Here is an 18,995-nt window from a genome sequence, read left to right on the forward strand (position 1 = left end):
TTGACGACGTCGACGTACCGGTACACCGCTTACGGCCAGCCCGACAGGGTCGGCACCACCGGCGACGACGCCATCACCGGCACCCCCGGCCAGGACGCCGATGTGGTCAATCCGTACCGGTTCAACTCCAAACGGTTCAACGGCGCGACCGGCACCTACGACATGGGCTTCCGCGAATACAACCCGGCCCTGAACCGGTTCCTGTCGCGCGACTACTACGACGGCGCCCTCAAAGACCTCGCCCTCGGCAGTGATCCGTGGAACACCAACCGCTACGCCTTCGCCGGCGGCAACCCCATCACCGGCATCGAACTCGACGGCCACTGCGCAATGGCCGACGAAGGCGGCTGCGACACCAACGCCAACTACACCGGCCCGATCCAACCGCAGTCGGCCGCGACCAGTAGCACGACTCGGGTCCCAAACAACGTTGGGCAAGAGATCAACGAATCGATGGGTTTGCCAGCAGGAGCGAGCACGCAGCAGCAGGCCATCCGGATGTCGCAACTGGGCATCAATCCAACTATCGCCGGGTTGAAGCTCGGCGCCGAAGAGGCAGACAGGGCCGGCGTGGACGAAGCCATCGAACTGATGGCCGATGTGACAGGCATCAAGGATGCCGCAGACTGTGGCTACGAGCACACCGCCAAGGCCTGCGGCATGACCGGACTTATGCTCTTCCCATTCGCTAGGCTCGGAAAACTAGCAAAGTCCCTCGTCGCTCTCAAACACGCCGACGAAGCCGCAGCGACCGTGATGAGTCGAGTAGTTGCTACTCAAGGTGCCCGCGACGTGGGCAGTGCGTTACCCAAGTCCTTCAACCTGACACGGTCGGCAGGTGGTAGCGTCTGGGTAGCTCCCAATGCCACGAAGCACCTCTGGGAAGAGACTCGCGGACTGACGTTCGGACGTCAACTCGCTGAGCAACAGCGTCTGACCGGACTGGCCGATGCCGTCGATAGTGCGGTCGTAGGGCGCTGGGGTCAGATGCAGGTCTCGCAAGGGTGGGAGCTAATCTTTTCTGCGCCGCGTAGCCCTGAACTGAATCCGGTACTCAAACACGCCAGGTATCTCGGAGGCTTCAAGTGATGGAACTGTGTCAGCTCGACCATCCGCCATTGATAGAGACGGTGTTTGACGAATACGTGCCGGTGACCATCACCTGGCCGGACTATCACAAGCTGCTCGATATCCCACTGTACGTTAGGTACGAGGGGGCGGGGGGCCTGCTCGAGATGAAGTTTCATCCGGATTCGAGTCGCCTCATCGAGGTCGTGCTTGTGAACGCTCCCGGGGTTCGCCGAGAGCACAGGTGCCTCTATCCTGCTGCGACCCATGTCGCGGTGACAGCATGCTTGTCTGCGCGAAGTGGCGGCTTACCTGGCTTGTTCGGGAAGCTGGAAGTCACCGCCTTCGATGACTACATGGTGCTGGCAGTTGAGTCCGCGCCGCCATTGTCGTGGGTTGGGACCGCGCCCGTGCTCTTTGGGCTAGGAGAATCGCGCCAAGTAGTAGCCCTGTGTGTCCAATGGGAGCCGAGTGCACGCGATCTCGTCTTGATGGCGGGCTGAACTATCCCGGGATTGATTCGCCGTCGGGGGGCCTCCACGCAGATTCCGCCGGAATCGGCGCATTTATTGCGCACAATACAGGTCATGGGTGCCGCCTCACGTGGCGCCTCCGGCTGTAGCAAGTACACTGAGTGGAAAATGGCGCAGCTTTTTCAAGGCGGACGCCTACCCGACGTTATCTTCATGCTCGGCGGATCGATCGTCGAGAACCTTGGATGCCTTAAACGCTGTTGTCGTCGAGCATGCTGACCGACGCTTTCAAGTCTGGGCCTATTCGGTTAGCATGGCTCGGCTGTTGCTACGAACCACCAAGTCCGAGACTTTCATGACCCGCCTCGACGTGTTCTTCCAGAACGTCAATGTCCTGAAGTTGCCCACCGCGTTGGACGGGCTTGTGGTGGCCCGAGCCGATACGCCGGAGGAAGCACGGATCTCGGCCGAGACTGGTCTGCTTCCGTCCGAGGACACGTGTATCTTCATCGTTCCGCGGGGCCTTGGGCGGGTACGTCGTTGCTGGGGTCTGCGTTGCCGTTGAGGACAACGGCGCGTACTGCGACCCCAGCGCGCTGTGGCAGGAGCCATATGCAGCCTGCGTCCGCCTGTGCTGATCCAGGCGCTACTTTGACTACGACGGTAGTCCGATGGCGTTGGAGGTGACGTCTCCCGTCTAGGAAAGGGGCAGCCAACTGCGGCTGATTGATGCTAATGCATCGCGAAGCCGACGATCCTTCGTGAGTCATTTCCGGCGCCGACGTCAGGTGAGGTAATCCCGCCGAGTCGTACGTGTATGGCGCGGCCGGCAATGTCACGTCGCAGACCATCGGGTCGACGGCCTCGGCGATGACTTATGACCGTAACCGTTTGGTCAGGACGGTGACCGGCGCAACGACGATGAATCACCGCTATGACGTGTTCGGTCGTTCGACCACGGTCGATGTCGGCACGCGGGTGGTGGAGCAGAACGCCTACGACGGTTATGACCGGCTGGTCCGTCAGCAGAGGTTCGACACCGCCGGGGCCCCGACGTTCACCAGGCTTCAGTCTTTTGATCCGTTTGATCGGGTGGTGTCGCAGGCCGAGAAGGTCGGCACCGCGCAGTCGATCAGCACCCGTTACACGTTCGTCGGTCTGGCCGACCAGGTCGCGATCGAGGAGGAACGCGACACCGCCGGGACCTGGAAGGTGTCCAAGTCGTATGCCTACGGCGCGGGTGGGGAGAACCTGTCGCTGGTTGATTCTCCGGTCAATGGTTCGACGTCGAGCAAGTCGTTCTACGGCACTAATCCGCACGGCGATGTGGAAACCCTGACCGACGCTACGACGGGGTTGACGACGTCGACGTACCGGTACACCGCTTACGGCCAGCCCGACAGGGTCGGCACCACCGGCGACGACGCCATCACCGGCACCCCCGGCCAGGACGCCGATGTGGTCAATCCGTACCGGTTCAACTCCAAACGGTTCAACGGCGCGACCGGCACCTACGACATGGGCTTCCGCGAATACAACCCGGCGCTGAACCGGTTCCTGACCAGGGACCTGTATGCCGGGGCTCTGAAGGACCTGGCGCTCGGTGCGGATCCGTGGAACACCAACCGGTACATGTTCGGGGGCGGCAACCCGATCGGCCGGATCGAAATCGATGGCCACATCGATGAGTCATTGACGTCAGGCGGTGGTCGTGCGCCGGAGCCTGTCAAGGAGAAGATTGGCAGTCGTGACGTGGCCGCGCCTGACGAAGGCATATATGAGGAGGCGTACGACGCCGTCAAGTCGAAGCTGGTCGGCGACGGGGGAGGCCAAGGTCAAGAGTACATGATTCGGTGCAACAGCACCGAGACCTCGACCTTCGCGGCCGGAAGACGAACGACCTGCGGAGCGTCCGACGTGTATTTCTCCCGCCTGTTCGCCAAAGAGATGTGCCGGCAACCGGGAATCAAGTGTACCGGGTACAATCCGGCCGGCACGATTTCGGCTGAGGGTTTCAGCGACGGCATGAGCGTCCGTATGAGTGGCGGGCCAGAGGTGAAGGGGATCGACACTCGGAAACCGAGCGGAACCTATTGCAGCTTCAGTGGTGAGACGCTCGTCGAAATGGGCGACGGCTCAAGGAGGCCGATCTCGCAGGTCAAGGTCGGTGACGAGGTCCTCGCCACCGACCCCGAGACCGGTGAGCGCGGGTCGCGTAAGGTCACTCATCTCTGGGTCCACAACGACACCCTTCTCATCCTCGAGACTGACGGCGGAACCCTAACAACAACCGAGGACCACCCGTTCTGGAACGCGACAGACGGCGAGTTTCAACGTGCCGACCAACTGGATGCAGCCGACGAACTTCTCACCTCTGCCGGCGACAAGGTTCGTGTCAAGGGAATCCGCTATGGTTCTGAGCGCGTAGCCACCGCCTACAACCTCAGCGTCGATGACATCCACACGTATTATGTGCTGGCGGGAAAGACGCCAGTACTGGTTCATAACGTTGGCGAATGCCCCGTTGATGGCTTGCCGCACGGTGCTCTCGGTGAAAGCGCCACTCTTCAGAGGCTTCAAAACGACGGGTATACCAGTATCACCAGGGAGGTCAGGTTCAAGAACAGCCAAGGGGAGATATTCCGCGCTGATTTCGTCGCGCAGGATCGCTCCGGGAGTTGGGTCGCAGTCGAAGTGAAGACCGGCGGCGGCGCTTCTCTGAGCGACAACCAATCGCTGGGATACGCTGAGCTAGGGCATGCTGGTGCCGTGCTGGGTACGAGCAGGGTGCCAGGTCTAACGAAGGGCTCCATGGTTAGCATGAGAGTTGAGGTAGATCTGTGGCGCTGTCCCGTGTGTGGATCATAGAAGGGGCTCTTTATAACGCCGTATAACCGGAAGGTTAAGGAGGTATTCAATGGGCTCAAAAGCCGCTATGGTGGCCTTTGCTGAGCTGGACTCCAGAAGGGCTCTTCGGGAGCTCCGGTTCATCGATCGCGCCGAATCGAAGCGCCTTGCGGAGAGGGTCGTCGGAGGCGCATCACGTGAGATGGATCCGCTACCCCTCGACCTTGCCGTCTGGCCCCCGCCGGGGATTGTATGCGCGGCAAACCTACCCGCGCATGACATTGTCTGTTTTCGTGATTTCGCTCGGCGCCGTCCCAGTGAGTTGACTGAGCAGGTCTCGCGATTGGCGTCAGGTAGGAATGCTTATGGCGTCTTTATGCATAGCGCTAACGACTGGGCCGCATTCGCAGTCTGGTCAGGTGGCAATCTACTCAGATCCTTGAGTTTGAGTCCGAGTTCTGGTGTCATTGAAGATTTAGGTGAGCGCCTTCCTTTTGAATCTCCCTTTTGGAGAGGCGAGCGTCCGGTTCGAAGCGCAGCGAACTATGCGTTGCCGTTCCATCCAGTCGATCTCGGCAATGAGGCTCTGAGGGAGTTCTTCGGGTTTATTCTAGAGGGTCGCGAAGATGATTTTTGTATCGACCCTGAAGAAATCGAGATTCCTGCATTTCATGCTGCATCAGAGGCCTGACCAAGGGGTAATTCATTCTGGTTGCGCAGATGAGGATTTTGGTGACACTCGAAATCTTCCCAGGTCCTGCCCGTCACCGGGGGTGGGCTCGGAGGCCAGTTCGACAAGTTCGCCGCAGCCCACGGCGCAGACACCGATTCCGCTGCCTATACGGCTGGCGAAATCGTCGGCATTCCCATTCCAGCCGCCGCCGGGAGCAAACTCGGCAGGCTCGGCAAGCTTTCGGACAACGTGGCCGATGCCTGCCGGACCGATAGCTTCACCGGCCAGACGCGCGTCCTGATGGCAGACGGCACCACGAAACAGATCAAGGACGTCAAGTTCGGCGACATGGTCGTGGCTGCCGCTCCGGTTTCGGGCGAGCGCGGTCCGCGCAAGGTGATCGACCTGATTCGCCACGGCGGGCTGCACACGATGGTCGCGGTGCGGTTGGCGGACGGAACGACGATCGACGCCACAGACCGCCATCCGTTCTGGTCCGCCAACCGGGCGGCATGGGTCGACGCGATTGACCTGGACGCCGGCGACGTCTTTGGTCAGCGCCGACGGCCGCCAGATCGCGGTCGCGAGCATAGGCGTCACCAGCAGGACCTGACCCGCCTACAACCTCACCATCGATCACCTACACACCTACTATGTACTGGCCGGCGACACGCCGGTCCTCGTCCACAACTTCGGACCGTGTGGTGAGATCGCCCTCGGCATCAGAAAGGAAGGGGATCTGCGCAATTTTGCGACCGACCGTGGATTGACCCACTTTCTGGATGACACGATGGATGGAGCGCTCGCGTCCGTGCGAAACACGGCTTTCTATCAGCCAGGCACGAGGATCCACATCAATCTCAATGGGTTCGATCACGCAGACGATGCGGCTCGCGCCTTCCAGACTGCATATGAGCGCGGCGGCGGCAACAACTGGTTCACGACGGAGCGTGAGATGAGGATCGTCGGCGACTCGGTCCGCAGGGGATATCGGGACTGGAGTAGCATCACCTTCTACCGTGGGGGCAACGTGGTCGAAATCCCGCTTCCCGGCTTCCTGGGAGGGTGAGATGGCAGTACACGCTGGCTGGACGCGTGAGTTCCGGCTATGGCACTACACCGTAAGCTACTCCCAATTGCTGTTTAGGAGCATCGACTCTAGCGACAGTCCCAAACGAATCGACCTACTATTCAGCAATGTCGAGCGGATGCATATCGCTGCCGAATACGACAATTTCGCGGTCGAAGAGATGACGGAACCGGACGATCCACGATTCGGTGAGTTCGGTCTCCGGGCACTGGAGCGCCGGAGAATTTTCCTGATTAATGGTGGACCTGACTACGTGGCGGCAACTCATTGTCGATGGCATGAAGATGACGGTGACGCGCGTTCATCTTCGAAGTTCGGACCACTTCGCGGGATTGACTAGACGAACGCGAAATGGAAGACTCACATCTCTATTTCGGGGGATTGGCGCACTCCGGGAGGCGCAGCGGTTGTCATAATCATGATGCGCGACGCTTGGATGCCGGGGTTGGTTCCAAGGGTGCGGGAGTTGAGGTGGGCGTGAGGGCTAGATCGAAGCGCTGGAGTGGACGCGTAGATTCCGCCGTCGTGCTATTACTATTAGTCCGGACGTTGTCCTTAGCGGCAATGACGTCATGATCGGTAGGCGCCGGAGGCCTTGGCCGCATATAGGGCACAATGGACCTCAAGTTCCGGGTGAGGTTAAGAAGATCTCGGAGAGCGACCTTTCGCGGCTCACCCGAGCCGCGATGATCGCGGGTTGGAGCGCCGCGGGACGGCCAAGCTGGCTTGAGGCTCACACTGGCGGTCTCGATTTGGCCTACTTGACAGCCCGCGTCGTCGAGAGTCCCGAGACCCTGAGGTGCCTAGTGACGGCACGGCCCCGTGATGGCGAGATGGTCGCCTTCACTCTCGACGTGTCGAGGAAGACCTTCGACGGATTGCAGACAATTACACCACGTGAGACGGTTGAACTGCTGCATAGCTTGCTGGCAGCTGCTCCGTTTCTGCCACTGGAGTCGAATCCTGGCTCGAACCCATGACAATTGACGGGATTCGGGTTTGCTGCAGAAGCAGTGACAGGTTCAGTCACGCAGCCTGACTAACTCGCGGTCAGGATTGTTTCGTATTCGATGGGGTCAACCGGCCGAGTGCGAATTGTCGTCTGCGGCGGTGGTGGGTCCGTTCGATCCAGGTCACGATCTCGATCCGGAGTTCCTCGCGAGTGCTTCACGTGTGTCGATTTGACGACGCTATTCTGTAGCGGGGTGAAGATACTTTCCATAGCACCGTTGTCGCCGCCCGCCTCATGGAGCCGACCAGTGCCGTAGCGTCCAAGTGCACGTACGAACCTCCTGGACCGAAACTGCGATCCGCGGTCGGTGCAGGCTACAGCCGGCCACATCGGCACGCCTCGCGACCGCGTGTTCAATCCCGCAACGGCGAGCCGGGAATTCATCCTGAAGTCGATGGTGTAGCCCACGATCCGGTCGGAATAGACGTCCTTGACCGCGCACAGGTATATCTTGCCCTCGGCGGTGCGGTGTTCGGTGATGTCGGCTAACCACACTGGTTCGGCAGTTGCGCGGTGAAGTCACGTTGCACTACGCCGTCATGGACCGGCGGACCCGGCTACTTGCCGTTCTTGCCACGCTTGTTCTATGACCGGCTGGTGCGTCAGCAGAGGTTCGACACTGCCGGGGCCCCGACGTTCACCAGGCTGCAGTCTTTTGATCCGTTTGATCGGGTGGTGTCGCAGGCCGAGAAGGTCGGTACCGCGCAGTCGATCAGTACCCGGTACACGTTCGTTGGTTTGGCCGACCAGGTCGCGGTCGAGGAGGAACGCGACACTGCCGGGGTCTGGAAGGTGTCCAAGTCGTATGCCTACGGCGCGGGTGGGGAGAACCTGTCGCTGGTTGATTCTCCGGTCAACGGCACCACGTCGAGCAAGTCGTTCTACGGCACCAATCCGCACGGCGACGTGGAAACCCTCACCGACGCCACCACGGGGTTGACGACGTCGACGTACCGGTACACCGCCTACGGCCAGGCCGACAGGGTCGGCACCACCGGCGACGACGCGATCACCGGCACCCCCGGCCAGGACGCCGATGTGGTCAATCCGTACCGGTTCAACTCGAAACGGTTCAACGGCGCGACCGGCACCTACGACATGGGCTTCCGCGAATACAACCCGGCCCTCAACCGGTTCCTGTCCCGCGACTACTACGACGGCGCCCTCAAAGACCTCGCCCTCGGCAGTGATCCGTGGAACACCAACCGCTACGCCTTCGCCGGCGGCAACCCCATCACCGGCATCGAACTCGACGGCCACTACGCCATCCTCGAGAACGGCGATCGCGCTGACCTTAGCGCGCATGACGCGGCGGTGGTGGCAAGCGTCGAACCGGCAGAGAAGTGGATGGCCGAAAATGACTTTGACGGTGAAATCACTATCGATGTGGGCAAGGGTGGAAAGCTTCGAAACCGAGTGGAGGGCGGCGCGAAGGATAATTCGGGCGCCGTCGGGTATGCAGACATGATCATCTGGGGCAAGGGCAAGGATGAAGGCGTGATTTTTGTCTACGAGATCAAGCCGGCAACCGAATACGGGCTGACCGGCCCCGATCAACTCAACAGGTATGTCACTCAGTTGCGCAAAATGCATCCGGGAGCGATCGTCAACGCAGGCCCGTCCCTGGACAGTGCGGACTTCGTGTCGCGGGAGGGTAATGGACGTGTCTGGTCGGGTAAACGCAAGCGAAACGACAAGGAGTCGTTCGATGGGATGCGTTGGTACGGAACGAATACGCCAAAAACGCCTACGCGGGTAACAAGTGACACTCAGGGCGAACCAAAGGTTGCACAGGAGGAGCGCTGGTGGACCCAAGTCCCTACTCCGCCAGACGTGAGTCAAGAAGCTGGCAATATAGTCGGGCTGATTGCATTGGGGGCGTTCTGCGCGGTAACGCCCGCGTGCGCCGCCAGCAGTTGATCAGCTCACAGTGAGATGTGATTCCCGGGAGCGGATTTGGCTCGTTCGTTCATTCGGAACAGACCTGTCGGGCGCGGGCGCGGCGGAGCGTTCGATCCCGGGATAGGTAGACTGGAAATTTGCGCCGCGAGGAACGGCTGAGGAGTGAGCCACGCGTTACATTTGGTTGGATCATCTTTGGATGATGCCCGCAGCGCAACTTATGCTAGTGGCGATCAGGCGGGCTGAGCGTGAGGAGATCGAGTTCGTGGTCGAAGGGCCCTTCAATGCGTCGAGCCGAGACGAACAGCAGTCGGGCCAGTCGGCCGCGACCGGTTCGGTTGACGTCCTGGTCAGTGCGGCTGTGGGGGACAGCGAGCGACTCGTGGAAGTGTCGCGGTGGTGGTTGACGGAGGCGAGATCGAGGCTGTGTGGTGCGTTGTCCGAACGTCTAACGTCCGGACTGCCGACTGCTGAGTTCGCGGTCGGGCGTATTGGCGCACCGGAGTTGGGCGGTGGGAACTGGTCGGTCTCCTATACGCCGGGCCGTTTCGAGGCTGTGGTGGCGTCGCTGGGCAATGGACGGGGCGATGCCATGGCACATCTGAATGCCGATCCGGAAGATTTGTCGACGGGCGACTGCTGTTCGGCGCACATCGCACTTGCTGTTGATCCCGAATTGCGGCCGTGGGTCACCTTTTCCCTTCGGTTGGCCTATCGACTCGATGATGCGGGTGTGATCCCCGTCGCCAGTCAGGACGATTTGGTGTCGTTCGTCAGAGATTTCGCTGAGTTGACCGAGGCGTCCTTTGCGAACATTGCTTCCGACAACTCAGCCAACCAGACGGCGCTGGAAACATATCTGCCGCGGTTGTATGAAGTGGGATTGACCGAGAGCCCCGGCGTGGTACGCGGGTATTCGTGGGTCACGTTGGTGCCGGCCGGCGCACTTCGGGTGCTGGGTGGCGTCGAGGTCCTGGAAGATTCTGGCGCCTTCGTCGAGATCGATAAACTCCGATATGGCGCCGCATTGCTAAGGTCGACGAGAAGATTCGAAGACTATGAGGATTCAGTAGTCGAACGAGTCTTCCGTGCATTGGCGCCAGCACTTCCAGAGGGAGTGCCGAGGCGACTGTCCTACAGCGGTCTTAAGCAGCCACAATTGATCTACCAGAACGCTGCCGACTTTCGAGATTTCGACTGACCGTCAGCAGTCGGGGAATGCCTGTTTCATCGTCAGGTAGCCGGCCGATTCCTGCCCAAGGGCGGTGAGGACACGGCCGGCATCCAGAAGCGAGGTCAAACACGCCGTCCGCACCTGCCTGATGAACGCCACCCACGACACACCCGTTGACGCACTAACGGACCACGCATCATTGCAGGTCACAGCCCCGGGTCCCAGCGAGAGCCCGGCACGTGAGCCAAGTCAGCCCGACGTTCCCGAACTTGTCCTTCTCCAGCACGGACGCAGTCCTCCTACCCGGCCGCGACCTCGAGATTTCATCGACGTCGCGGTCATATTCCTCCACAGTTGCACGTATGCGCTGTACGGCCCGGCGTCCGGGGCCCGCCGGTAGCGCACGTCGTACGACGCCACCCCCATTGGCATCTGTGTACGGCGAACTGCACGGAGCGGGTAACCGGCTACCTCAGTTGCAGCTTATGCAGCGAGCCGGTGCTGGGCGAGGCGGGTGTGCAGGGTGAGCATGCGGTTGGTGCAGGTTTGCCAGTCGTAGAGTTCGGCTCGGCGGCGGGCGGCGGGGCGGCGCCCCGGGAGATCGGCCAGGGCCAGGGCGGCATCGGCGAGGGCAGACGGGTTGGCAGGGGCCCAGCGGCCGCAGGAGGCGTCGACCAGTTCTCGGGCGCCGCCGATGTCGGCGGTGACGACGGGGGTGCCGGCGGCCAGGGCTTCGAGGACGGCCAGGCCGAAGGTTTCGCCGGGGCAGACGGAGAGGGCGATGTCGGCCTCGGCGAGGTGCTTGGCGAGGGTACGGCGGCCGTCGACGTAGCCGTGGAAGGTGATCGGGGCGGCGCCCGCAATGGCGACGAGTTCGTCCAGGTGCGGGCCGGAGCCATAGACGTCCATGCGCATGGGCACGCCGCGGCGGTGGAGCTCGGCGGCGGTGGCGACGGCGAGGTGCGGGCTCTTCTCGCGGGAGAGGCGGCCGGCGTGCACGAGTTTCAGTACGCCGTCGTCCGCCGGCGTCGCCAGCGACGGGTGGAACGTGTCCAGATCGACGCCTAACGGGATCCGGACGAGTGGGGTGGTCACCTCGTCGAACTCCGCGGCCGCGAAACGCGACGTGACCACGACCGCGTCGTATGTCCGGCTGAGGAGCTTGTAGAGCGCGCCGACGCCGGCCGCGACACCCAACTGGCGGCCCATCCGCAGCGACAGCATGGCGTCCAGGCGTTCGTGGCTGAACAGCACCGCGCCGACGTCGTTGCGGCGCGCCCACCGGGCCACCGGCAACAACGTGGACTTGTCCGAGATCTCCACCGTGGTGGGGCGGAAGCGCTCGAGAAGTTCGATGACTTTCCACGGGTCGGTGATGAGCCGGTAGCCGCCGCCGACCTTCGGTGCCTTCAGCCGGATCACGGTGCCGGCCGCGGTCTCGGTCACCGAGTCGCGTTCGCCGGGGGTGATCACGATCCGTTCGGCGCCGGCGTCGGCGTACCCCTGGCCGAGGTGCTCGATCGCGGTCCGCATCCCCCCGGAGGTCGGCCCGACGAAGTTGGCCAGCTGGGCGATCCGCAACCGGCTCATGCGACCCGCCGGACGGCCGCGGCCTCGCGGAGTACTTCGGCGTAGTGCCGGTCGACCAGGTCGTCGACCACCGCCGGCCAGGTGCGCGACTGCACGCGCTCCAATCCGTTGCGCGCCATCCGCGCCCGCTCCGACGGATCGTCGAGGAGCCTCTTGACCCCCTCCCGCAACGAACCGGGCCGCCCGGGTTCGAACAGCAGACCGTTGACGCCCGGACGGATCAGGTCGAGCGGGCCACCGGCCGCCGGTCCGACGGTGGCGACCCCGGACGCCTGTGCCTCCTGGATCGTCTGGCAGAACGTCTCGTGCTCACCGGTGTGCACGAACACGTCCAGCCCGGCGAAGACGGTTGCCAGCTCGCTACCGCGGCGCATCCCGAGAAAGGTTGCCGTGGGCAATGCCGCTTCCAGTGACCCGCGATCCGGACCGTCGCCGACGACCACGACCCGGCAGTCGAGGTCGGCCAGCTCCGCGAGCCGGCGAACCTTCTTCTCCGCGGCCAGCCGGCCGACGTACCCGACGATCGGCTTGCCGTCCGGGGAGATCTGCCGCCGCCAGTTCTCGTCGCGATGCGCCGGATCGAAGAGGTCCAGGTTGACCCCGCGACCCCACAGATGAACCCGGGGTACGCCGCCCTGCACCAACTGCTGCACGGACGCGGTCGACGGCGCGAGGGTCCGGTCGGCCCGCGAGTGCACCCGCCGTACCCAGCGCCAGACACCGCGATCGGCGGCAGCGAACCACGGGTACTGCCGGGCGAAGCCGGCGATGTCGGTCTGGAAGATCGCGACCGTCGGCAGGCCGAGCTTGCGCGCGCTGCGCAGTCCGTAGGCGCCGATGATGAACGGCGAGGCCAGATGGACCAGGTCCGGCTCGAAGTCGGCCATCGCCCGCTCGATCGACGGATCGGGCAGCCCGACCGGGAACTCCTTGTAGCCCGGGATCCCGAAGCTCCGCGCCCGCAGGACCGGGACGTCACGGTAGGTGCCGGGACCGGGGCCGGCGGCGATGATCAGCAGCTCGTGCCCGCGGGCGAGCAGCCGGTCGGCGACGTGGCGAACCGTGTTCGCGACGCCATTGATCTGCGGCAGGAAGGACTCAGCGACCATCACGATGCGCACGCCTCGAAGGTTCCCCAGCGCGTGTGAACCCTCGGCGACGCTCTCGTGACACGGCGTCGATTCCCTGTCGACGCGTGCAGAGACGTGAAGTGACCTTCAGGTGTCCGGGGCCCGGAGCCGGCGGGCCTCACGTTCACTGCAGGTTCACCCGCGGGCGGCCGGCACCCCTGATCCGCTGCCGGATCAGAGGTGCCGGTGGTTCGGCTACGGTGCGCCGAAGAGGTGGGCGATCGAGCGCCGGACCAGGTCGGTGCGCATCGCCTGCGTGGTCAGGCCCTCGGCGCCGAACCCGACGTACACCGTGTCCCTCGTGGTCACGCCGGCGCCCTCGTCGAAGGCGGCGGTGGTGCGGATCCAGTCGTTCGGGTTCGCGGCCGAGCCGGCCGGCGGACCGGCCACCGTCCAGCCACCGAGGTCGGTCTCGAACGAGGTCTGCGCCGTCGTGCCGGCGGTGACCGTGGTGTCGTCAACGAACACCCCGAGGCCCTGCGTGCCCCAGTCACTGACGTAGGTGATCGAGACCTCGACCTGCTTCCCGGCGTACGGCGTCAGGTCGACGTTCCAGTCCTGCCAGCCCGCGCTGGAGCCGGCGGCCGCGTGCCAAGCCCCGGTCGTGCCGGTCGGCGAGCAGTCCGTGCCCTGGTAGTGCGCCAGGAACGGGTGCAGGTCGATCCAGCCGGAAGGACAGCTCTGACCGGTGTCCTGCGACGTGTGGCCGTTCGTGTCCGGCAGCGTCGTCCAGTCATCCTGGCCGACGGTGTGGGCCTCGACCATGACGAAGTCCCAGGCCGCCTCGGTGTCGTAGGAGATCTTGAACGACAACGCACCGCTCGTCACCCCGGCCAGGTTGACCGTGCGTGTCAGCCGCTTGTAGCTGATGTCTCCCTGCTGGCTGTACATGTACTGCGCACCCGTGAACGGATCGAACGGCGGAACACCGGGCCGGTCCCACTCGAGCGGCGCCGAGCTCGCGAACTGCGGGAACTGGGCCTTCGGCAACACACTCGACGTCAGGACGAACGCCGCGGTATGGTCCTGGTTGTCCGCCGAGTCGCCGCCGTTGAGTGTCCCGGCGAACCCGTTGAAGGCACCGCTCGTCCCGCGGATCGGGACCGGGTTCCCGTTGGCGTCGGTGCCGCTGTTGTCGACGTAGCGGTAGGCCCCCAGCCAGTACTGCGCGAAGTCGTTCAGCAGGGGCAGGCACGGGTACTGCTGAGGCGTCGTGCACTCGCCCTGCTCCTCCTCGAACGGGTTGTAGAAGTACGAGCCGTCCGCGCTGCTCGCGAACCCGGCGTACTTGCCGGTGTGGAGCAGTTTGCCGCCCTCGTTGAGGTAGTCGCGGACCGTCAGCTCGAGGTCGAGAGCCAGTTCGGCCGCCGTGCCGGGGACCTGGCCGGTCTCTCGCGTGATGATGTCGTCGCCGGTCTCCCACACCACTGCCTGGTAATGGGACAGCACGCCGAGGTGGTGTGGCGCGGTCCGGTTGTTCGCGTCCACGTCGTACACGTCCGAGCTGTTCCCGGCCGCGGTGAGTGCGGTGGCGTACTCGTCGGCGTACTTCGCGGTCGTGACGCCCTGGGCCGGACTGATGCCGGTGACGTCCTCGGCGGCCAGGATCAGCACCTTCCCGCCGATGTCGGTGGCCACCGTGTAGGTGAAGTGATCGCTGGCGACAGGTCCGGTCCCGGGCTTGACGCCGGTGAACCACACCTCGACCGAGTCGCCCGGCGTGGTACGGCGTACTGTCCCGCGGAACTCGGCGTAGTAGTGGTCGTCGGTGTCGCCGTACCGCTCGCCGCCCTTCCACTCCGACACCTTGTCGCTGACGGTGCGGCCGCCGTTGATCCTGTAGTTGAGCCGCAGGTTCTTGAGCGCCCGCTTCGCCGTCACCGCGACCGGCTGCGTGGTGCCGTGCGAGACCTCGAACGGGTCGGCGACCAGGTCGGCGGCCTTCTTGCCGACCACGGAGACCGGGTCGTCGGGGTCGTGCGCGGACTTCGCGACCGACAGTGCGAACGGGACGTTCTTGGCGAACTCGGCCTGGATCAGGCCCTCGTCGTCGGGGAACGTGAAGACGCTGACACAGTCCTCGGGCAGCCACTCGTCGTCGGGGTCGGCGGCCGAGACGGCCTGGCAGGTCGACATCTCCGGGGTGAAGGCGAGGATGCCGTACCGGTTCGACGCGTGTCCGTCGGTCTCGCCGTTGGTGGTGTAGAGCTCGGCGGAGATGTCCGGGTCGTAGCCGGGGACGGCGGGATTCGCGTCGTCACCGGCCATCGCCGCGGCGATCACGTCGTCGGGCGTCGGGGTGCTCACCTGCCAGCCGACGCCGTACAGGATGAGCTCCGCGGCCGAGTGGTAGTTGATCAGCTCGGTGAAGCCGACCTGCCGGAAGAGCCGGTCGACGGCCCGGATCTCCGGCTCGGAGGCCGGCGCGGTGCCGCGGTAGGTCTCGCTGAACGGATCGGGTGACGAACCCTCGTTGTCGTAGCCCCACTTGAAGGGGAAGTTGCGGTTCAGGTCCACGCCGTCACCGGGCGCGGTGGCGCCGTCCGCGTTGTTGTCCCGCAGGTTCTTCCGCCACAGCCGGTCCCCGGTGAACGTGTAGTCGTAGCCGTCGGGGTTGGCCACCGGCAGGAACCACAGCTCGGTGGTGTCGACCAGCTTGGTGATCTCGGCGTCCTGGCCGTAGTTGTCGATCACGTGGTGCATCAGCCGGCGGACCATCTCGGGGGTGATCCACTCGCGCGCGTGCTGGGCGCCCATGTACAGTACCGCCGGGCGCGTGCCGTCCTTCAGGTGGCGGGCGTGCTTGGTCACCTTGACGGCCTCGATCTGCTTGCCCTGGACCGTCGAGCCGACGGTGACCAGCTTGGCCAGCCCGGAGTGTGCGTCGGCGGTCGCGACCAGCTCTTCGCGAAGACCACCGGGCCCGCTGTACGGGCGGAACACCGTCGGGCCCGCCTGGACGAGCCGGGCGGCCTCGTCGGCGGCGTCGCGTCCGTTCACCTTCTTCACGGTCAGGTCGACGCCGTCGGTGCGGAGCTTGGTGGCCTGGCGGTCGGTGATGACGACCTCGACCCGGGCCTTGCCGTCGGCGGCCTTCGGCCCGACGCTCAGCTCCTGGCGGTCCACGCCGAGGTCCGCCAGCTTCTGCAGCTGTTGCGGGTCCAGTTCGCCGACGTAGACCTCGAGGCCGTCACCACCCCCTTGCGCTGGCGCGGCGGTCGCCCCTGGTCCTGCGACCAGTGCCCCCGCCAGAACGGCCAGTACCGCGGTCACAACAGCAGATCTACGCATGTCGCCCCTCCCCGGTCGACGGTGCATACTTTCCGCAGCCTCCGGTGACCCAGGTCACAAGTCAACAGCTCGCGGCCGGATGGTGTGGCCGGTCACACAGGGTGCTCGATGTCACCAGCCTGCTGCATACCAGTGCGGGCGTGGTTCGGCCTACCGTTGGGGGATGAGTCATCGGAGTGAGTCGGGGTTCGAGTTCGCGCCGGTGTACGGGCCGGACGCGCTGGCCGGGTTCGAGCCGGACGCGAAGCTGGGCGAGCCGGGGCGGTTCCCGTTCACCCGCGGGGTCTACCCGACGATGTACACCGAGCGGCCCTGGACCATGCGCCAGTACGCCGGTTTCGGCACCGCGGCCGAGTCGAACCAGCGGTACCACCAGCTGATCGACCACGGCACGATGGGCCTGTCGGTCGCCTTCGACCTGCCCACCCAGATGGGCTACGACTCCGACGCCCCGATCGCGCACGGCGAGGTCGGCAAGGTCGGGGTGGCGATCGACTCGATCGACGACATGCGGCTGCTGTTCGACGAGATCCCGCTGGACCAGGTGTCCACCTCGATGACGATCAACGCCCCGGGCTCGGTGCTCCTGCTGTTGTACCAACTCGTGGCCGAGGAGCAGGGGGTCGCCGGCGACAAGCTCACCGGCACGATTCAGAACGACGTCCTCAAGGAGTACATCGCCCGCGGCACCTACATCTATCCGCCGAAGGAGTCGCTGCGGCTGATCAGCGACATCTTCGCGTACTGCCAGGCGGAGCTGCCGCGCTGGAACACGATCTCGATCTCCGGCTACCACATGGCCGAGGCCGGCGCGACGCCCGCGCAGGAGATCGCGTTCACGCTGGCGAACGGGATCGAGTACGTCCGGACCGCGGTCGCGTCCGGGCTGGACGTGGACGAGTTCGCGCCCCGGCTGTCGTTCTTCTTCGTCGCCCGGACGACGCTGCTCGAGGAGGTCGCGAAGTTCCGCGCGGCCCGGCGGATCTGGGCCCGGGTGATGCGGGACGAGTTCGGCGCGAAGAACCCGAAGTCGATGATGCTGCGGTTCCACACCCAGACCGCCGGCGTGCAGCTCACCGCGCAGCAGCCCGAGGTGAACCTCGTCCGGGTCGCGGTCCAGGGCCTGGCCGCCGTACTGGGCGGGACGCAGTCACTGCACACCAACTCCTACGACGAGGCGATCGCGCTGCCCACCGAGAAGGCGGCCCGGCTCGCGCTGCGCACCCAGCAGGTGCTCGCCTACGAGACCGACGTGACCGCGACCGTCGACCCGTTCGCCGGGTCGTACGTCGTCGAGGCGCTCACCGACGAGGTGGAGGCGGCCGCGCTCGAGCTGATGGCGCAGGTCGAGGAGTACGGCGGGGCCGTGGCCGCGATCGAGAAGGGCTTCCAGAAGCAGGAGATCGAGCGGTCGGCGTACCTGATCGCCCAGCAGATCGACTCCGCCGAGCGGGTCGTCGTCGGCATGAACAAGTTCCGGATCGCCGAGGAGGAGCCGTACGAGCCGCTCCGCGTCGACCCCGCCATCGAGGCCGAGCAACGCGCCCGCCTGGCCACGCTGCGCGCCGCCCGTGACCAGGCCGCGGTCGACCGTGCCCTCGGTGCCCTCAAGAAGGCTGCCGAAGGCAACGACAACTGCCTCTACCCGATGAAGGACGCGCTCAAGGCCCGGGCGACCGTCGGCGAGGTCTGCGACACCCTGCGGGAGGTCTGGGGCGCCTACGTCCCGGCCGACACCTTCTGAGGCGCCCGGCCGCGCCCGGAGGCGGCTGAGGTCGTGTCTAGTCCAGCAGGGCGCAGGAGGCCAGCACCATCATCCCGGAGGTGATGGCGTCCTCGTCCGCGTCGAACCCCGGCGTGTGCAGGTCGGCGGCGTTGTCCACCCCCGGCGCGCGGACGCCCAGCCGGGCCATCGCGCCCGGAACGTGCTCGAGGTACCAGGCGAAGTCCTCGCCGCCCAGGCTCTGGTCGGTCGACGCCACCGCGTCCGGCCCGAGGGACAGTTCGACGGCACGCTTCAGCACGGCGATCGCCTCCGGGTCGTTCATCACCGGCGGTACGCCGTGCGTCACCTCGGTGCTCACCTCGACGCCGTACGGCGCGATCAACTGCCCGGCCAGCGTGGGGACCAGCTCGGCCGCGAGCTTCCAGGCGTTCACGTCCAGGCAGCGCAGGGTGCCCTCGGCCTCGCCCCTGGCCGGGATCGCGTTCGCCGCCGAGCCCGCGGTGATCCGGCCCCAGACCAGGGACATCCCGGACCGCGGGTCGACCCGGCGGGAGAGCGCGGCCGGCATCTCTGTGACCAGGGTGGCGAGGGCGTAGACGAGGTCGCCGGTGAGGTGCGGCCTGGACGTGTGCCCGCCCTGTCCGGTCACCCGGACCAGGATGCGGTCGGACGCGGCGGTCAGCGCGCCGACCCGGAGGCCGACCTCGCCGACCGGCAGCCGCGGATCACAGTGCAGACCGTAGATCCGGCGTACTCCCTCCATGCCACCGGCCGCGATCACGCCGAGTGCACCGCCGGGCATCACTTCCTCGGCCGGCTGGAAGATCAGCCGGACGCGGTGCGTCAGCAGGCCGTCGGCCGCCATCCGCGCGAGCACCATCGCCGTGCCGAGCAGTACGGCGGTGTGGACGTCGTGACCGCAGGCGTGGGCCACGCCCTCGTAGCTGGACCGAAAAGGGGAGTCGACACCGTCCGGCACCGCCAGGGCGTCGATGTCGGCACGCAGAGCGACACAGGTG

At 64.9% G+C, this 18,995-nt stretch carries 14 protein-coding genes and 2 pseudogenes; 10 read left to right on the forward strand and 6 right to left on the reverse strand.

Annotated features, from left to right (window positions below):
- The 4 genes from E1218_RS27540 to E1218_RS38275 form a co-directional block, all read left to right on the forward strand.
- Positions 1–1,089 (forward strand): RHS repeat-associated core domain-containing protein (locus E1218_RS27540; RefSeq protein ID WP_165949444.1); only part of this gene is annotated, 1,089 nt, incomplete at its 5' end.
- Positions 1,089–1,571 carry a hypothetical protein gene (locus E1218_RS27545; RefSeq protein ID WP_132325365.1) on the forward strand — a complete coding sequence of 161 codons (483 nt, stop codon included), beginning with the start codon at positions 1,089–1,091 and terminating at the stop codon, positions 1,569–1,571. The genes E1218_RS27540 and E1218_RS27545, both read left to right, overlap by 1 nt.
- Positions 1,572–2,444: 873 nt before the next feature.
- A complete protein-coding gene (locus E1218_RS37500; RefSeq protein ID WP_233712506.1) occupies positions 2,445–4,409 on the forward strand; it encodes a polymorphic toxin-type HINT domain-containing protein in 1,965 nt (654 codons plus the stop codon).
- A gap of 67 nt (positions 4,410–4,476) precedes the next feature.
- On the forward strand, positions 4,477–5,079 hold the full coding sequence (locus tag E1218_RS38275; protein ID WP_407657641.1) for a DUF6928 family protein: 603 nt from the start codon (positions 4,477–4,479) through the stop codon (positions 5,077–5,079).
- Between the two features lie 12 nt (positions 5,080–5,091).
- Here E1218_RS38275 and E1218_RS27560 read toward each other — a convergent pair whose 3' ends face one another.
- Positions 5,092–5,652, reverse strand: a complete 561-nt coding sequence (locus tag E1218_RS27560; RefSeq protein ID WP_132325372.1) for a hypothetical protein — start codon at positions 5,650–5,652, stop codon at positions 5,092–5,094.
- Between the two features lie 31 nt (positions 5,653–5,683).
- Here E1218_RS27560 and E1218_RS38280 point away from each other — a divergent pair.
- The 3 genes and pseudogenes from E1218_RS38280 to E1218_RS27570 all read left to right on the forward strand — a co-directional run.
- A pseudogene (locus E1218_RS38280) lies at positions 5,684–5,746 on the forward strand (hypothetical protein); the annotation flags it as partial.
- 105 nt (positions 5,747–5,851) lie between these two features.
- Positions 5,852–6,130, forward strand: coding sequence for a hypothetical protein (locus tag E1218_RS37505; RefSeq protein WP_233712507.1), 279 nt, complete (start codon positions 5,852–5,854; stop codon positions 6,128–6,130).
- A 1-nt stretch (position 6,131) separates the two neighbouring features.
- On the forward strand, positions 6,132–6,491 hold the full coding sequence (locus E1218_RS27570; protein ID WP_132325375.1) for a hypothetical protein: 360 nt from the start codon (positions 6,132–6,134) through the stop codon (positions 6,489–6,491).
- Between the two features lie 699 nt (positions 6,492–7,190).
- Here the strand turns inward: E1218_RS27570 and E1218_RS27575 are convergent.
- Positions 7,191–7,720, reverse strand: a pseudogene (locus E1218_RS27575) (DDE-type integrase/transposase/recombinase); the annotation flags it as partial.
- 40 nt (positions 7,721–7,760) lie between these two features.
- On the opposite strand from E1218_RS27575, the gene E1218_RS27580 reads away from it, so the two are divergent.
- Entirely contained in the window at positions 7,761–9,083 is a 1,323-nt protein-coding gene (locus E1218_RS27580) for an RHS repeat-associated core domain-containing protein (RefSeq protein WP_165949445.1), read from the forward strand.
- Positions 9,084–9,264: 181 nt separating this feature from the next.
- Positions 9,265–10,266, forward strand: a complete 1,002-nt coding sequence (locus E1218_RS27585; RefSeq protein ID WP_132325383.1) for a hypothetical protein — start codon at positions 9,265–9,267, stop codon at positions 10,264–10,266.
- 456 nt (positions 10,267–10,722) lie between these two features.
- Here E1218_RS27585 and E1218_RS27590 read toward each other — a convergent pair whose 3' ends face one another.
- The 3 genes from E1218_RS27590 to E1218_RS27600 all read right to left on the reverse strand — a co-directional run bounded on the left by E1218_RS27590 (position 10,723) and on the right by E1218_RS27600 (position 16,250).
- The gene (locus E1218_RS27590; RefSeq protein WP_132325386.1) at positions 10,723–11,829 is read right to left on the reverse strand and encodes a glycosyltransferase; all 1,107 of its coding nucleotides are present in this window, start codon (positions 11,827–11,829) and stop codon (positions 10,723–10,725) included.
- Entirely contained in the window at positions 11,826–12,950 is a 1,125-nt protein-coding gene (locus E1218_RS27595; protein WP_202866218.1) for a glycosyltransferase family 4 protein, read from the reverse strand. Before E1218_RS27595 ends, E1218_RS27590 begins: the two co-directional genes overlap by 4 nt.
- 204 nt (positions 12,951–13,154) lie before the next feature.
- Entirely contained in the window at positions 13,155–16,250 is a 3,096-nt protein-coding gene (locus E1218_RS27600) for a M14 family metallopeptidase (protein ID WP_132325389.1), read from the reverse strand.
- Positions 16,251–16,413: 163 nt separating this feature from the next.
- On the opposite strand from E1218_RS27600, the gene E1218_RS27605 reads away from it, so the two are divergent.
- Positions 16,414–17,994: an acyl-CoA mutase large subunit family protein gene (locus tag E1218_RS27605; protein ID WP_132325392.1), complete on the forward strand. Its 1,581-nt coding sequence runs from the start codon at positions 16,414–16,416 to the stop codon at positions 17,992–17,994.
- A 37-nt stretch (positions 17,995–18,031) separates the two neighbouring features.
- Here the strand turns inward: E1218_RS27605 and E1218_RS27610 are convergent.
- Positions 18,032–18,995, reverse strand: a 964-nt coding sequence (locus E1218_RS27610; protein WP_132325395.1) for an amidohydrolase, incomplete at its 5' end; no start/stop codon positions are given.

Origin of the sequence: Kribbella turkmenica (assembly GCF_004348725.1) — a bacterium.
Taxonomy (GTDB): domain Bacteria; phylum Actinomycetota; class Actinomycetes; order Propionibacteriales; family Kribbellaceae; genus Kribbella; species Kribbella turkmenica.

Excerpts from the sequence above, each read along its gene's own strand:
- E1218_RS27545 (WP_132325365.1), top strand. The coding sequence starts at position 1,089 with ATGGAACTGTGTCAGCTCGACCATCCGCCATTGATAGAGACGGTGTTT.
- E1218_RS27605 (WP_132325392.1), top strand. The coding sequence starts at position 16,414 with ATGAGTCATCGGAGTGAGTCGGGGTTCGAGTTCGCGCCGGTGTACGGG.
- E1218_RS27585 (WP_132325383.1), top strand. The coding sequence starts at position 9,265 with ATGATGCCCGCAGCGCAACTTATGCTAGTGGCGATCAGGCGGGCTGAG.
- E1218_RS38275 (WP_407657641.1), top strand. The coding sequence starts at position 4,477 with ATGGTGGCCTTTGCTGAGCTGGACTCCAGAAGGGCTCTTCGGGAGCTC.
- E1218_RS37505 (WP_233712507.1), top strand. The coding sequence starts at position 5,852 with ATGGATGGAGCGCTCGCGTCCGTGCGAAACACGGCTTTCTATCAGCCA.
- E1218_RS27600 (WP_132325389.1), bottom strand. The coding sequence starts at position 16,250 with ATGCGTAGATCTGCTGTTGTGACCGCGGTACTGGCCGTTCTGGCGGGG.
- E1218_RS27570 (WP_132325375.1), top strand. The coding sequence starts at position 6,132 with ATGGCAGTACACGCTGGCTGGACGCGTGAGTTCCGGCTATGGCACTAC.
- E1218_RS27560 (WP_132325372.1), bottom strand. The coding sequence starts at position 5,652 with ATGCTCGCGACCGCGATCTGGCGGCCGTCGGCGCTGACCAAAGACGTC.
- E1218_RS27590 (WP_132325386.1), bottom strand. The coding sequence starts at position 11,829 with ATGAGCCGGTTGCGGATCGCCCAGCTGGCCAACTTCGTCGGGCCGACC.